Annotated in this window: 11 protein-coding genes; 1 reads left to right on the top strand and 10 read right to left on the bottom strand. The window is 44.6% G+C overall.

Annotated elements, in window-relative coordinates; genetic code table 11:
* Positions 1-18 precede the first annotated feature (18 nt).
* On the top strand, positions 19-2,400 hold the full coding sequence (locus ASL11_RS21300) for a helix-turn-helix domain-containing protein (RefSeq protein ID WP_056619330.1): 2,382 nt from the start codon (positions 19-21) through the stop codon (positions 2,398-2,400).
* Positions 2,401-2,767: 367 nt separating this feature from the next.
* Here the strand turns inward: ASL11_RS21300 and ASL11_RS21295 are convergent, their stop codons facing one another.
* The 10 genes from ASL11_RS21295 to ASL11_RS21255 form a co-directional block, all read right to left on the bottom strand.
* Positions 2,768-3,820 carry a zinc-binding dehydrogenase gene (locus ASL11_RS21295; RefSeq protein WP_056619328.1) on the bottom strand — a complete coding sequence of 351 codons (1,053 nt, stop codon included), beginning with the start codon at positions 3,818-3,820 and terminating at the stop codon, positions 2,768-2,770.
* Between the two features lie 84 nt (positions 3,821-3,904).
* Positions 3,905-4,072: a hypothetical protein gene (locus ASL11_RS36615; protein WP_157257004.1), complete on the bottom strand. Its 168-nt coding sequence runs from the start codon at positions 4,070-4,072 to the stop codon at positions 3,905-3,907.
* 147 nt (positions 4,073-4,219) lie between these two features.
* On the bottom strand, positions 4,220-5,776 hold the full coding sequence (locus ASL11_RS21290) for a DUF3502 domain-containing protein (RefSeq protein ID WP_056619325.1): 1,557 nt from the start codon (positions 5,774-5,776) through the stop codon (positions 4,220-4,222).
* A gap of 85 nt (positions 5,777-5,861) precedes the next feature.
* Positions 5,862-6,770: a carbohydrate ABC transporter permease gene (locus tag ASL11_RS21285; RefSeq protein WP_235550529.1), complete on the bottom strand. Its 909-nt coding sequence runs from the start codon at positions 6,768-6,770 to the stop codon at positions 5,862-5,864.
* 12 nt (positions 6,771-6,782) lie between these two features.
* Positions 6,783-7,682, bottom strand: a complete 900-nt coding sequence (locus ASL11_RS21280) for an ABC transporter permease (protein ID WP_056619321.1) — start codon at positions 7,680-7,682, stop codon at positions 6,783-6,785.
* A 333-nt stretch (positions 7,683-8,015) separates the two neighbouring features.
* Positions 8,016-8,816, bottom strand: a complete 801-nt coding sequence (locus ASL11_RS21275; protein WP_056619318.1) for a pyruvate, water dikinase regulatory protein — start codon at positions 8,814-8,816, stop codon at positions 8,016-8,018.
* Between the two features lie 24 nt (positions 8,817-8,840).
* Positions 8,841-11,525, bottom strand: a complete 2,685-nt coding sequence (ppdK, locus tag ASL11_RS21270) for a pyruvate, phosphate dikinase (protein ID WP_056619315.1) — start codon at positions 11,523-11,525, stop codon at positions 8,841-8,843.
* Positions 11,522-11,710, bottom strand: a complete 189-nt coding sequence (locus ASL11_RS21265) for a GapA-binding peptide SR1P (protein ID WP_056619312.1) — start codon at positions 11,708-11,710, stop codon at positions 11,522-11,524. The genes ppdK and ASL11_RS21265 overlap by 4 nt, the downstream gene beginning before the upstream one ends.
* Before the next feature lie 247 nt (positions 11,711-11,957).
* Positions 11,958-12,995 (bottom strand): glycoside hydrolase family 88/105 protein, encoded by a 1,038-nt coding sequence (locus ASL11_RS21260; RefSeq protein WP_056619310.1) that lies wholly within the window; start codon positions 12,993-12,995, stop codon positions 11,958-11,960.
* Positions 12,996-13,033: 38 nt separating this feature from the next.
* Positions 13,034-15,265, bottom strand: a complete 2,232-nt coding sequence (locus ASL11_RS21255; protein WP_056619307.1) for a rhamnogalacturonan lyase — start codon at positions 15,263-15,265, stop codon at positions 13,034-13,036.
* Between the last annotated feature and the right edge of the window lie 81 nt (positions 15,266-15,346).

The following is a 15,346-nucleotide window of genomic DNA, read 5'->3' as shown; positions in this document are numbered from 1 at the left end:
GAAGGAGCAAGATTATTAATGAAATTAAACACCTTATTTGCCTCCAAAAGCTTTCTTTTTAAAATCGTCTTGTGGATCAGCGCATCCGTTCTACTCATTGTTGGCATTCTGTCTGTCATCATATATTTAAATGCACAAAGCTTAATGATCAGCAAGGAATCCGACAACAGTAAAAAAATTCTCCTCCAAGTCAAATACAATACAAATATTATGAATGAAACGATGAGTCGACTCACGCAATCCCTCTATTTAAATAACAATATTACTTCCATTATGTACGCTGAGCATGAGAATATGTCAGATGTCATCACACGCATTAATAACGTCGTTAACTCACTAACATCCTCTTACCCCTACATCCACTCCATTAGTGTATATAACCGCAATCTCGATCAATTTTATAATGCGGGGTCGCCAATTTTTTTCGATGATCCTCAACTGTTAGCGTTATTTAATTCGAATCAATTACTTCCAAAATTAAAACCCATTTTTCGGGATATTCACAAAGTAGTTAATGGTGATAACAAAAGTGAACGCGTACTTTCCTACTTTATGTATGAGACTGCCCTGAACGCTGAAAAACCGAACGGTGCTGTGGTTATTAATGTTAAACCAGAATGGCTGCTTGGCAACATTAAGCAAATTAATAGGGTTGATCGGCAACAGGGAAATAATATTTATATCCTCGATCAGCATAGGGACTATATCCTTGAAGATGACAATCAAGAAGATCCTGTCAAATTGAAATGGTTGAGGGATGAAGTTGAAAGTCGCACCAACAAACCTTCATCTATAGATGCTGAAAGTTCGTTCACAAGTAAATACATGGACACACAGTATTTAGTAACCTACCTGTATATCGATAGTATTAACATGACATTATTGAAGATTCAACCGTCCCTTGAGGTATATGGGTATATTCAAGGTTTTAAGACGAGCATTATCTTTATAACACTTATTTTCCTAGTCATGGCAATTATTATTTCCGTAAGTATTTCCCGCAAAATCTATAGCCCTATCGGCAATTTAGTACAAACAATTTCATCTGGACGTCTCCATAAATTCGAACAAAGAGGCAAAGGCGATGAAATATCCTATTTGGATTATGTGTATAAGCAGTCCATGGAAACATTGCAGCTCTACGACAAACAAATCTACCAATATGGGGATGTGATGAAGCACTACTGGTTAAATCGGATACTTACGGAAAATTTGAAATTGGGTACCGCCGAGCTGGAAAGCATTTTTCGTGAAATGAAGATAGCCTTGCCACTAGACAATTCCTATGCGGTTTTACTTATGAAAATAGACAATTACAAGGATTTCCAGCGAAGTTTTTCTTCCAAAGATAAGGAAACCATACGCTATGCGATGATCAACATCACCTCGGAATGGATTTCCCGAACTTATATCAATGAAGGACTTGATTTAAAAGATGATCACGTTGTATTAATTGTTAGCTATCCAGACCTAGATGAAGATTTTGAAAGCTCTGTGACGTCCTTAACCCAAGAAGCACAACAATATGTCCATCAGTTTTACAAAATTACGTTTACAGTGTCACTAAGTCCTATTTCAGAAACGATTGATTCCTTACATATCCTCTATAATAAAGCCTTGGATCAAAGTGTTTATCGATTTAACTATGGCCATAATGCTATTCTCAATGCTAAGGCCTTACTTCTCAACGAAGATAATCCAAAAACAGGATATGCCAAGAATCTAGAAACTAATTTGCAGGAGGCCCTTCGTAAACGCAACTTGGCTGATATTGAGGACGCTATGAGACGAATATTCGATGGGATTAGTCAACTCAACTATTATAATGCGCTTGCTTCAACTTTCCGTCTCTTAGAAACGACAAAGAAAACGTTAGAATTCAGCTCAGACCCAGAAACGCCTTCACTTATGTTGGATCTCTCTAGCTTCTCACTTCAGCTTATGGAGAAAGAGACTTTAAATAGTATCTACGAAACGATCATTAGCGCAATTCGAGAATCTTTGCAATCAGAGTCAGGAGTTATTACAAATAAAGTAAATCATTACGTCGTAGAAACGGTATCTGAGTACATCAAGACACACTTCCAAGACTCTTCACTCTGTTTAGCATCCATTGCTTCTATTATGAAAGTATCTCAAAGACGTCTAGGCAATCTGTTTAAGGAGGCCATGCATCTATCCGTTGCCGACTACATTAATGAAACAAGACTAGCCAAAGCAGCAGAATACTTAACCGAGAACGAAATCAGCGTGCGTGAAATTGTAGAAAAAGTAGGCGTTGTAAACGAAACGTATTTCTTTAGCCTCTTTAAAAAGCATTTTGGCATTACGCCTAAAGAATATGCGTTAAAAAGCAATGTCCAACAATTAAAACTCTCGAAAAATGATTTAGAATCTTAGTCACAGACTGTGAATGCTATTACCTATAACAAACGAAAAGAGGCACATCGATGAAATAAACGGCCTGAATGTTGTTCGACTGCATGACGAAATAGCGAGAAACATGATGGGCGGCTGGACGAAATTTGATACGCCGATTATCTTTGTTTCCCACTTTCATCCTTTCGTTCATAAGGAATACGAGGCTTCCATCGACACCATCATAAATACGTATGGAGATATCGACTGTACAGCCTAATATCTGTTACAGGCAATCACAGGCTCAATGCCGATCAATAGAGAGCTGGTCGCCCACGATTAATACACATAAAAGGCCGAACATGTTAACAGATCAATCTGTTAGATGTTCGGCCTTTTCCTTTAAACGTTATTGCGCCCAATCGAATACGACGGAGAAGACGTCATTAGGGTGTAAACGCAATTGTTCGTAGGCTGATGCTGCTTCTGTATAAGGGACAACGCGATCGATATAAAGCCGGGGATCAATCATTTTACTCCGAATGGCTTCAACGGCATTCAACCGATCTTCGTTCCCTCGGTCCCCAGGCATTAGTAGGAGAACACCCTCCGAATTTAAATCAACCCTTGGATCAAGACTTAGTTTCTCTATGTAAGTGCCTTGATAGACAATGCGCGGCCAATGACCGACAGAACCTGAAATAGGGTTCACATAATACGTTTTCGGATCCCGGTACACATGTGGTGTTTTACGAATCAGCTTGTGTGCAAGCGCTACGCCCTGTGAGGAACCTGAAGCTTCAATAACGATATTGGCACCGCCATCACAATAAGCAAGAATCCGCTCCAAGGCATCGGGGTCAGCGGCCTGAACACAAGCGTGAACACCGTAACTCAAGGAACGCTGAAGTCTGGACTCCGATAGATCAACAGCAATCACTCGGCATCCTTGACTGACTAGAAGTCCCGCGGAGAAAGCTCCAATTACCCCCTGTCCAATGACCACCGCACATTCATCACGCTGTGGCTGCGCTGCCATGACACCTCGCAAGCTGATAGCCGCCACCTGGCTAACGACATAGTCCAAGGGATCTGACCCTTTTGGCAACAGAATCGGCTTATCTTCCACGCCAACCAGATGCATACTAGCCTGCCCTCCCCATTGCGAATAGATGTCCTTCGGACCCGATTGCGGATTGTAGCTCAGAAGGTCACCCACTCGATAACCCTTTACGTTCCCACCCATTTTGACCACCTCACCGACAGCCGCATACCCAGGGATTAACGGGAATTTGTCAGACGCACCATAGTGACCACCCAAGACGCGTGTTTCTGTACCACTTGAAACAAATGTATAGCGTGTTCTTACAAGCATTTGATCGTCAGTCATTTCAGGTAATGTGAATGTACCGAAGCCCACTTTGTTTGCACTTTCAAATACGATGGCATGAATTGTTGTCATATGTACTGGTCTCCCTTTTAATTTCAATATATAAGGTAAACAAAACGAAGATCCGTAGACCTTCGTTTTGTCGTCCTCACAAGGTTACATCTCAAATACGATTGTTGGATTTGTTGTAATGGTTGCTACAATTTCTTTGTACACGCCTCCATAGGTCATGCCAAACGTATACGTACCAGGCAACAATTCCTTGCTGATCTCACCGCTAGTTGTAGTTCCCACCGTTAACCAGCTTCCCGCATAATAGCTCACGCTGCCGCCGTCCAGCAGAAATGATCACGCTCCCTTATAAGTCATATTGAATGCGCTTCCAAAGCCTATTCACTATTTCCCCCTATATCTGTTGCTTTTCATCTAAAATTGGAACCGAGTGAAGAATAGCCCGGTTCCAACTTTCAATTACTTATTCTGTGCTTTCCACGTATCGAGCTGCTTCTGAGCTTCGGCTTTAATTTTCTCCAAGCCAGCATCTTTCAATCGTTGCTTCATATCGCCTAAGAATTTATCATAATCAGGCATCGCACCTGAGATAAGAATAGGAAGCAATTCCGCATATACAGCATTTACTTGTGCGATTTCTGATTTGACGACTTCCCCATTAAAAAGGAATCCGAGGATTGCCGACGTTTTGGCTTCATTATTATTTTTTTGCATTAACTCCAGAGAAGCCTTGGAGTTCCAGCTGGAATCCCATTGATCCCAAAGCGGTCCTAACCAGTTATGCCAGATCGCCCACGTTTGTTCCGCTCCACTCTTCGCTTCTACGGACATGGCATCGGTTCCGGCACCGGATTTAACGGTATAGTTCTTTCCTTCTAGCCCGTAAGCAAGCGTGTTAGAGAGCTTCTTATCTTTCCAAACAGCATTTAGCAGTTCCATCGCTCTTTCTGGATTTTTTGAGGTCTTGGAGATGGCTGTTGCCGCTCCGACCATATTACTTGTTGCTATGATGGGATAGTAGACAAGCGATTCTGCAGTTGGAAAACCAAATAGTGCCGTCGATTTGGAACCATCCTCTGAATATCCACCGGAATCACGCATGACCGCATATTTCCCGGATTTAGCCTCAGCTGTGAAGTCTGTTTTAATGGCAGCGTCTTTCGCGACATAGCCTTTCACATAATAATCGTGCATAGTGCGATAATTATTGACGTATTGGGGAATCTCGATTTCCAATACGAGTTGGCCACCTTTTTCATCGTACCGAATCCCTTTGGTTACAATGGTATGGTCAGCAATATGATCACCCGCTGCTGAAACCGTTTTCGTGACAAGCAATGGCGTTATTGTCGGTTCATTCTTCTTGATTGTTTCTAAAAATGGCTCAAGATCTTGTAGATTTTTAATTTTCTTATAATCCACATTGTACTTCGTCACCAAATCTTTTTTGAATACAATACCTGATGGCGTTGTGAAAGGTGACTGGGATGGAATCGCCATAATCTTGCCATTATACGTCACTGACTTCCAAGAGCGTTTATCCACTTTCGCGAGAATATCCTGCCCATATTTCTTCAGAAGATCATCCAGTGGTAGAAATGCGCCTTTCTGCACATTCGAATCGATCGGGTTCGTCCAGTTCGAAGTAAATACCAGATCGTAGGGTTCGCCTGAGGCTGACATCAATTTCATTTTGTCTTCCCAGCTTGCTGCGTCAATAAAGTTAAAATGCAGATTCGCGTTTACAGCGTTCTTAATCGTTTTATTCGCTTCCGCTTCAATGGCTTCTTGATCCTTCATCGTATCAATCGGTTTACGCATATACCAACTAATATTCACCAACTCTTTCGATGGCTCGACTGCTGCGGTCGTCTTGGGTGCTGCTGAACTGGTGCCCGTGGCAGTGGGTTCTTCTTTCTTATCTGAGCTACACCCGCTAAGAACCACAGAAACCACCAACCCCATCGAAACCATGCCGCCCACAACTTGCTTTGTCTTTTTATTTCCCCTACTCACAAACATACCTCCTTAGATTATGATGTTCATTTATATATAACAGACACAGGACGAAAGATCCATGCGCTGGACTTACTAATGTTCGCTAACCTTTTACAGATCCAACCGTCAAGCCTTGCACGAAATATCTCTGAAAGAATGGAAATATAACCAGCATTGGTCCTGCAGCAAGAATACACATCGCCATCCGTGCACCCAAACTAGGAACTTGCTGTCCTGGCTTAACCAGACCGTATTGAATCGCTTCAGCACTATTGAGAAACTCCATGTTACGCAGTACTCGGATGAGTAAGTATTGCAGCTTCATCTTATTCTCATGGTCAATATACAATAGGGTCAGCCACCAGTCATTCCAGTACTGCAATACCAGAAATAAGCCAAGTGTTGCCAACGCTGGTTTACTGAGAGGAATCACGATGCGTGTAAAGATCGTTAGCTCACTGGCTCCGTCTATTTTAGCGGATTCAAATAAAGCGTCAGGCAGCGTTTGTAAGAAGCCTCTCATTAACAACACATGCCAACCTGTTATTAAGAAGGGGAGAATAAGGGCTAAGAGATTATTTTTCAAATCCAACCAGCTCACCATCAAAATGTAAGAAGGAACCAGCCCACCCTGGAACAGCATTGTAAAAAACACATAGAAAGAAAGCTGCTTCCGATAGGCATAATCTTTCCTTGAAATCGTGTAGGCAAAGCTTGTTGTAATCCACAGCCCTGCCACAGTCCCAATTAACGTTGTATAAATCGTTATCATATACGCACCCAGCAAGACAGCAGGATTATGGAGAATGACACGATACGCAGTTAAATCGATCTTCTTCGGCAGGATTGAATATCCAGATTTCAGAATATCACTTTCGCTCTGAAAGGAGGTGCCTATAATGACTAGAAAGGGATACAGGCAAGCGATACATACGAGGATAAAAATCGCATGAATAATCCATGTACTGAGCATAAATGGTGAACGGGTGTTAGAAATCCGTGGTGTCATCATGTGACATTCTCCTTAAAATAATGAATTTTCACGATTAATTCTCTTCACGATAAAATTCGTCAAAATGACTAAGGTGAAACCAACTGTAGATTGAAAGAACCCCGCAGCTCCCGCCATACCAATATCGCCCATATCGACTAGTGACCGATAAACGAAGGTGTCGATCACATCTGTCGTTGCATACAGGGAGGATGAATTCAGAGTTACGTTATAAAATAATCCGAAATCACTATAGAAGATTTTGCCGATTTGCAGGATGACCATCATGATAATAATCGGTTTAATCATGGGAATCGAGATCGATATGGCCTGCCGCAGCTTGCCTGCCCCGTCTATTTTGGCCGCTTCATAATACTCCGCATCCACACCCATCAAGGCAGCATAATAGATGACCGCACCGTACCCAAGTCCCTTCCATACTGCACCAATGATGAGAATAAAAGGCCAATACTTCGGCTCGTTATACCACATGACTGGCCCTATTCCGATCATTTCCAATCCCTTATTAAACACGCCATAATCCATATCCAAGAGTGCTCGGAAGGCAAAACCTGCTACCACCCATGAGATGAAATAAGGAATGAACAAAACGGTCTGGTAAACCTTCACAAACCGCTTACTGACCTCCCGAAGCATCAGCGCAAATGTGACTGAAATCATCGTACCTAACGTAATGAACGCCAGGTTATAGAGCAGTGTGTTTCTCAGGACGCGTTGTAAGACATCGCCTTTAAATAGAAACTGAAAATTGTCCAAGCCTACCCACGGGCTATTCCAGATCCCCAGATCATATTTATAATCCTTGAAAGGAAGCAATAATCCGTAGAGCGGCACATAATCAAAAATGAACAAAAGTGCAATGCCCGGAAAAGCCAATAAGGTCAAACTGAAATTTTTTTTAAATGTTTTCATGTACCTGCCCCTTCTTGTTGGAGTGCCTGTGATGATTGCGTTTGTGATAACTTCACTGTAGATAATTGAGTCTTGCATGTATATTATGAAAATTGTCTTTAACTTGGAAAAATGACTTTTACGCTGGGGAATGGGCTTTGATTCATTCCGATATATACGATAAAAGACAAAAAGCGTTCAAATGACTACCTAGCAGTCATTTGAACGCTATAGAGATTACTGGTGACAACAACGGGTGGGTGACATTAAACATTCTTATTCAGGGGGAATGACGATCGCGTTGCCTGCTCCTTGTAAATCCAATAGAAATCGCCACTACTTACAGGAACAGTTTTATCTTGCGTCCAATATAATGCCAGCTGTTTCCTCAATAGCTTTCTCCGTGACATCTATGACCATGCATCCAAGCTGTTTATACATGCCGTACGCATATTCCAATTCTTCGACAACCCTCTCTAACGCTGAGTATTTAGCACCAAATGGCAGCCCAACCGCTTTTAGCCGTTCGGTACGGATCTTGACTAGTTGATCAGCGCTCATCGTCAAACCAACTAGTTTGCTTTTGTTTAACGTAAACAAGCTCGTTGGCGGCTTTACTTCTGGTACTAGCGGATAATTGGCCACTTTGTAGCCTTTGTGAGCCAAAAAGATGCTTAATGGTGTTTTCGATGTCCTAGAAACCCCAAGTAGAACAATATGCGCTTGTTTTAATGCACTTGTATCTTTACCATCATCACATTTGACAGCAAACTCAACGGCTTCCACTCTTTTATAATAATCTTCGTCCATTTGATGCAGTAATCCAGCTTTCTTTTTAGGTGAATCTTTATACGTATCCATAAAGGCTTGCATAACAGGACCTAAGATATCTACACTAAGCACATTTAAGCGTATTGATTCTTGACGCATCATCTCTCTTAGTTCCGGAAGAACGAGTGTGTAGACTACAAAACTGCCTATTCGAGAAGCTTCTTCCATCATTTTTCGAATGTCTTCTTCCGAACGCATGGATCCAAACCGTTTCACATAAATCTGACTAGTATTAAACTGACGAATTGTCGCTTGAACGACTGTATTCGCTGTTTCCCCAACTGAATCCGAACATACGAATATCGTATGAACTTTCTCCTCCATTCTTTCCTGCCTCCCATATTCCTATCAAACTACTTGACTTATTTTTATTTCATTCGGATTACCATGTAGGATGAATGCTTGTGCAGCAGCTATGCGTGCCAAAGGAATGCGGAAAGGGGAGCAACTCACATAGTCGAGTCCCGTCAAATGACAAAAGAAAATCGATTCTTTATCTCCGCCATGCTCACCGCAAATACCTGTTTTGAGCGAAGGCTTCATGGAGCGCCCTCCATGGACGGCTAATTCAATTAATTGCCCGACCCCTTCGGTATCTAACACTTGAAAGGGGTTATGCGGAAGCAGCTTTTGATCGACATAATGGGTTAGAAATTTCCCTTCTGCATCATCACGGCTGTACCCATACGTCATCTGTGTCAAGTCATTTGTGCCAAAGGAGAAAAAATCCGCATAGGCCACAATTTGACGCGCAGTCAGTGCGGCACGTGGTACCTCAATCATTGTCCCTACCTTATATGGGCATTCTCTAAGGTTGTCTTTTCCCATCACCTGTTCGGCGACGAAATCAACTAGCTCCCTTAATACTTTAAGCTCATTCGCATGGCCAACTAGTGGAATCATAATTTCAGGAATGACTCGAATACCTTTGTTATTACACTTAGAAGCTGCACGGAAAATGGCCTCGATCTGCATATCATAAATCTCTGGAAAAACAATGCCCAATCTACAACCCCGCTGTCCTAGCATGGGGTTCGTCTCATGAAGCGCTTGTACTTTGCGCAGAAGATCAGCTGTCTCTTCTCGTTCCGAATCTGCCCCCTCTGACTCATAGGTCAGCTGTATATGTCTTTTTTGCAGTTCCTCGATGTTTGGCAAAAACTCATGCAAAGGCGGATCTAACAATCTTATTGTTACCGGTAAACCGTCCATTTCCTCGAATATACCTTCAAAATCGGATTGCTGCATAGGAAGCAGCTTCGCAAGTGCTTGCAATCTTTTCTCCTTATTATCCGCTAAGATCATTTGTTGAACGACAGGCAACCGAGTTGGGGAGAAAAACATATGCTCTGTTCGGCATAATCCGATTCCTTGAGCACCTAATTTTCTGGCCGTTTTGGCATCTTCCGGATTATCTGCGTTAGCATATACGTTCAGTGTTCGAATCTCATCCGCCCATTGGAGTACAGTTAGCAGCTCATCTGTCATTTGAGCTTCTCGCAAAGGCATAGCACCAAGAATAACGCGCCCGGTCGCTCCATCAAGAGTAATCCAATCTCCTTCTTCAACGATCCTGCCTCCAGCCGTCATCTGCTTATCATCAAGCATAATTCGAACTTCTTCACAGCCGCAAACACAAGGCTTACCCATTCCTCTTGCCACTACTGCTGCATGGCTTGTCATCCCGCCACGGCTTGTAAGAATACCTTCGGAGGCAATCACGCCATGAATATCCTCGGGAGTCGTTTCATTTCTTGCCAGAATAACTGTCTTACCAGCACGGCTCCACTCTGCCGCAGTATCCGCGTCAAATACAAGCTGTCCGACCGCAGCACCCGGCGAAGCCGGAAGTCCTTTTGCCAATACATCCTTAATTGTCTCTTCATCAATTCCTCTGTGCAAAAGCTGATCAAGATGAGACACTTCTATGCGTCCAATAGCTTCCTGCTTTGCCAATAATCCTTCGTGGACCAGATCGACCGCAATTTTCAGAGCAGCTTGGGCATTTCTTTTCCCATTACGTGTTTGAAGCAAGTAAAGCTTATTATTTTCAACCGTAAATTCGATATCCTGCATATCTCTGTAATGCTTCTCAAGCTGCTTGGAAGCCGCAAACAATTGCTCGTAAATCTCCGGCATCTCTTCCTTCAAAGCAGCAATCGCAAGCGGAGTCCTTATACCTGCTACAACATCTTCGCCCTGCGCATTAATGAGATATTCACCGAAAAATGTATTCTCACCCGTAGATGGATTTCTTGTAAAAACAACGCCTGTGCCACAATTCCCTCCCCTATTACCAAAAACCATACTTTGAATGTTGACTGCTGTCCCTTGATCATCTGGGATCCGATTTATTTTACGGTAAATGTGAGCCCGTGGGTTGTTCCATGACTTGAACACAGCCTCTATCGCCATTCTCAATTGCTCATAGACATGCTGCGGGAAAGCACGACCTGTTTTGGCCAAAATACACTTCTTATAATCCTCAATGAGAAGCTTCCAACCGATAGCCGAAATATCTTGATCATGCTCTGCACCTTCTTTCTCTTTCAAGCGATGCAATAGCTGTTCGAAATGGTAGGATTCAATGCCCAGAACCACGTTTCCAAACATCTGCATCAAGCGACGGTAGCAATCGTATGCAAATGTTTCATTACTTGTAAGAGCGGCCAACCCTTGTACGGTGAGATCATTAAGTCCAAGATTCAAAATGGTATCCATCATACCTGGCATCGAACTTACAGAACCCGATCGCACAGAAACCAAAAGGGGATTGGTGTCATCCCCGAATAATTGTCCTTTTTGTTTCTCAAGCACTTTGAGCGCTGCTGAAATCTGATCAAGCAACTCATCTGAGATCCTATTTCCCACTTTAAAAAAAGTTAAACAAGCCTCTGTTGTAATTGTAAATCCCGGAGGGACAGGAAGGCCAGCACGAGTCATCTCTGCTAAATTAGCCCCTTTTCCTCCGAGAAGCATTTTCATTGAAGCGTCTCCCTCTTGGAACAGCAGCACTTGTTTCTGAGTCTTCATTTGTTAGCCTCCTTATTTTTTTCGATACACGTCATATTCTTACACAAGCCATAGAATTTCACATACCTATCCGTTGGTAACGTAGCAATCACTTCATTGCACGATTTGCAGATCAAGATACCCAAATCAAAACGTTGAATAGCCGCTAATTCTACATGAGCTGTTCCACTTATCCCAACTCTCATCACTGGCCCCCCAATCACAATCCATTATTTAGTATGTCATAAATATATCACTGCATTATTAATGACACAATATATATTTTAATCATTATATAAAATGTACTATATAGATGATTGCAGGGATTTAACATCATATAGTGTGTCATATTAAGTTTTTTTTAGCTTTCGATTATACGCCGACTGAATCGAAAAAATAGCCTGTCTCAAAAGGTCTAAATTGACCTTGAGACAGGCTATTCCTATGCACCACTTAAATCTTACTTACAATCTTCCTGTTCTGAAGCAACGCAACGAGGTAAGCCAAGGTCAATCCTTGACCCCATCCCTGAACCCGCTTCTTGGAAATTACTTTATAGTCATCCGCAGAATACATAACTGCTGTACCAGCCGATACGTTCCGAACCGAGCCGTCTTCATCAATGTTGGCCAGAATGCCCGCGTACGCACTAGCCATATAGTTTTGATGTAAGGGATGTCCATGAATGGACATCCCAGCGGCGATGCCAGCGGAGGCGGAGGTTTCTTCATAGGAGGTTTCATCATTCAGTACTGTACGCCACAGCCCATTAGGCGTTTGCAGCCTCACTAGTGCGCTCAATTGGTCGCCAAGAGCACCGCCGATTTGCATCCACATGGGCATAAACGGGTTCAGCATCTTGTAGGCCTGGGCCATGGTGTATGCCGCCCATGCATTGGCTCGCCCCCAGTAAATACCGGACAGATGGTCCTTCCTCACGTTATCCCATGCATGGTAGAAGAGATTGTTCTTGGGGTCCTGAAGATACTCCTCGTGCCAGTAGAATTGGTTCAGCGCATCTTCAATGTATTCCTTGTTATCTAATTTGAAGCCTAGCCTCAGCAGAAAGTATCCCGCCATGAACAGCGTGTCCGCCCATGCCTGCTCGGGAAAATCGTTCTCGGAGGAGACCGTGTGCTGGAATACGCCTTCTCCGAACCGGATGGCCTCTTTGCGGAGATACTCGGCCTTCATCAAAGCCAGGTCCAGATACTTTTTATCGCCAGTAGCCTCATGCAGGGTTATCATTGTATGTCCCATAGCACAGGCATTCACCATCATCGGTGGAAGCCCCAGTTCCAGATATTCGTCCACCCAATTCACCAGAAAATCGATATATTCCTGATTTCCTGTCGCTTCCCAAGCTTTGCAGATTCCGTAAAAGGCCACTCCGCAGGACCAATTCCAGGTAAAATCAATATTCATTGTTCTGCGGACAATCCGGTCAATAAGCTCCTTCACTTCAGCTTCGTTGCATTCAAACTTGCGCATTCCATCCATCTCCTTTATTTCGATGCGTATTGGATTATTCAAAATTCTGTTCTTAACAAAAGATCTGGAACAGGCACTTTGGACCAATTCATATCCGTACCTAGATAAAAGCTGGTGTTGCAGGGCTGGTTGTACACCACGTTCTGCCAGGCTACCCCTGTTCGGTACTGGGGATCATGCATCAGGGTGTACAGTTTTCGATCTGTCACCTCAGTGCTCATGTAAATGCGGATGGCCTTGCTATCCGTCGTTCGCACCACCAGCTCCTCCCGCCAGTCTCCGAATAGATCCGCCACAAGGCACGGATTGCCCTTGGTGCCATTGTTGGAGCGAGTCCCTTCGGCCGTCAACAGCCGGCCCCGCTTCCAGTCTTCAATGGTAACCGGTTCGTCAAAGGTGCCACTAATGAACTGGCTGGTCATGTCTGCCGCCCATTTGATGCTCATATTGGTACCGGGGGCCATCTCATCTAGCCTTTCGCCTTTGGCCGACCGTAATCCCCGGGACGGCTCATGAGCCAAATGGCTTTCGCTGCACCAGGTTTGCAGCCCGGGGACTCCCGGATCCACTTTGCCGATCATGCCCCGTCCCACATCCTCCTTGGCAAATGCACCGTACAGCACCTCTCCGGTTGCCGCATCCCGCAAGGTATATCCATAAGGGCCATGAATGCCAGCCTCATGGACCATATAGATCTGGAGACCGTCCCTATCCGGATCGATAACCGCCACATGCAAAGCATCCCCGTGACCCAGCTTGGCATACTCCCCTGGATCCGCGCTCCCCTCCGGCAGAATTCCCCCGGAGCTGTATAGAATGCTTCCGTCTTGATCAATGGTAGCCGACCCGTAGACGATTTCCTGACAACCGTCCCCGTCCACGTCGGCGGTCGATAGTGAATGGGCACCCTGCTTGGCCAGCCCGCCGAAGCCAGGGTTCCGGCCGTCCTGAAGGTGCAGCGTATCCCTGAAAGGATTGTTCATCGTGACCCATCCGCTGTCGGTGAACCATATTTCCTTCAGCTCCTGACCGTCCCAGCTGTAGGCTGCCATGGTAGCCCGGGTGTAATACCCGCGGGCAAATAAAGCATAAGGCTTGCAGCCGTCCAAGTAGGCAACCCCTGCCAAGAATCGGTCCACCCGGTTTCCTGGCTCAATGCGGTTCCAGGCATAGTCCCCCCACATAAGCCCATCGTCATGGCGTCCCGGTTTGTAGTGGAGCGTTTTAAGCTCTTTTCCCGTTTCACCGTGGAAGACGCTAAGGTACTCCGGTCCTTTCAGAATAAAGCCCTCGAATTGGCGCAGCTTGTTGCGTTCACTTCTTTCGGGTGCATACACATCTAGGAAATAATCTGCTAGATGCACTGCATCCTCCCGAGAGAGCGGATAGTCATACTGGGGGGAAATACCGAAGCATTCCTCAAGCGTAGCCGGCCAGCGTCCTTCCATTACTTCCTCATGCTTGTGCCAGCCCTGAAACATATCTGCCACATACTCCGCATAATCGGCGCTGCTCATGCGATAATCATCATCATGACTGCAGCCGGCTTCCACATCCTCCGGCAGTAAAGTGATGAAGGTTTCGGAAATGGGAGTACCATCCTGATACCGGATCACACGGGTACCCGGGGCAGTTTTGAACATGAGCTCCGCCTTGCCATCCCCGTCGAAGTCATAGACTAGGAACTGCGTGTAATGTGCCCCTGCCCGAATATTGACCCCCAGATCGATACGGTACAAAAGGGTGCCATTTTGCTTATAACAGTCCAGAAATACATTCCCCGTATAGCCTACATGGGAGACATCCTTGGAGTTGGACGGATCCCATTTGACGATATATTCGTATTCCCCATCGCCGTCCACATCGCCTACACTCATGTCATTGGCGCTGTAGGTATAGGACTGACCCACAGGCGTAACTCCATCCGCAGGCTTCTGCAGCGGAATTTCCAGATAAGGGGCTTCCCAAGGGCGGATTTCGGCGCAGCGTTCCTGCTCCTTCCCGTCCATCACTGCGGCTACCGAATAAGCCGATTCTCGGGTACCGACTTTATCCAAATAATTGGTACTGTCGCCGATCTCCGCAACAAGTAAACCGTTGCGGTACAATCGGAAATCCGCGCCGGTTAGGCCGTGGTCCGAAGCACCTGTCACCTCCTGCCCCAAAAGCCGCCAGCTGATAAATATTCCCTCGGAAGTGCATACTGCCGCCAACCCCCGGTCCAAATTCTCCATTTGTACGCTCATTCCAGATCCTCCAGTACTTATCATACATATTCACAATGACCCACACGGATAGCCTTTTCCCATCTAAGCCTTGTGAATGTCAAAGCTTCAAAAAATCAACACCTG

The sequence above is a fragment of the Paenibacillus sp. Soil750 genome (assembly GCF_001428045.1).
Lineage (GTDB): Bacteria > Bacillota > Bacilli > Paenibacillales > NBRC-103111 > Paenibacillus_E > Paenibacillus_E allorhizoplanae.
This window is presented reverse-complemented; position numbering and strand designations above follow the sequence as displayed.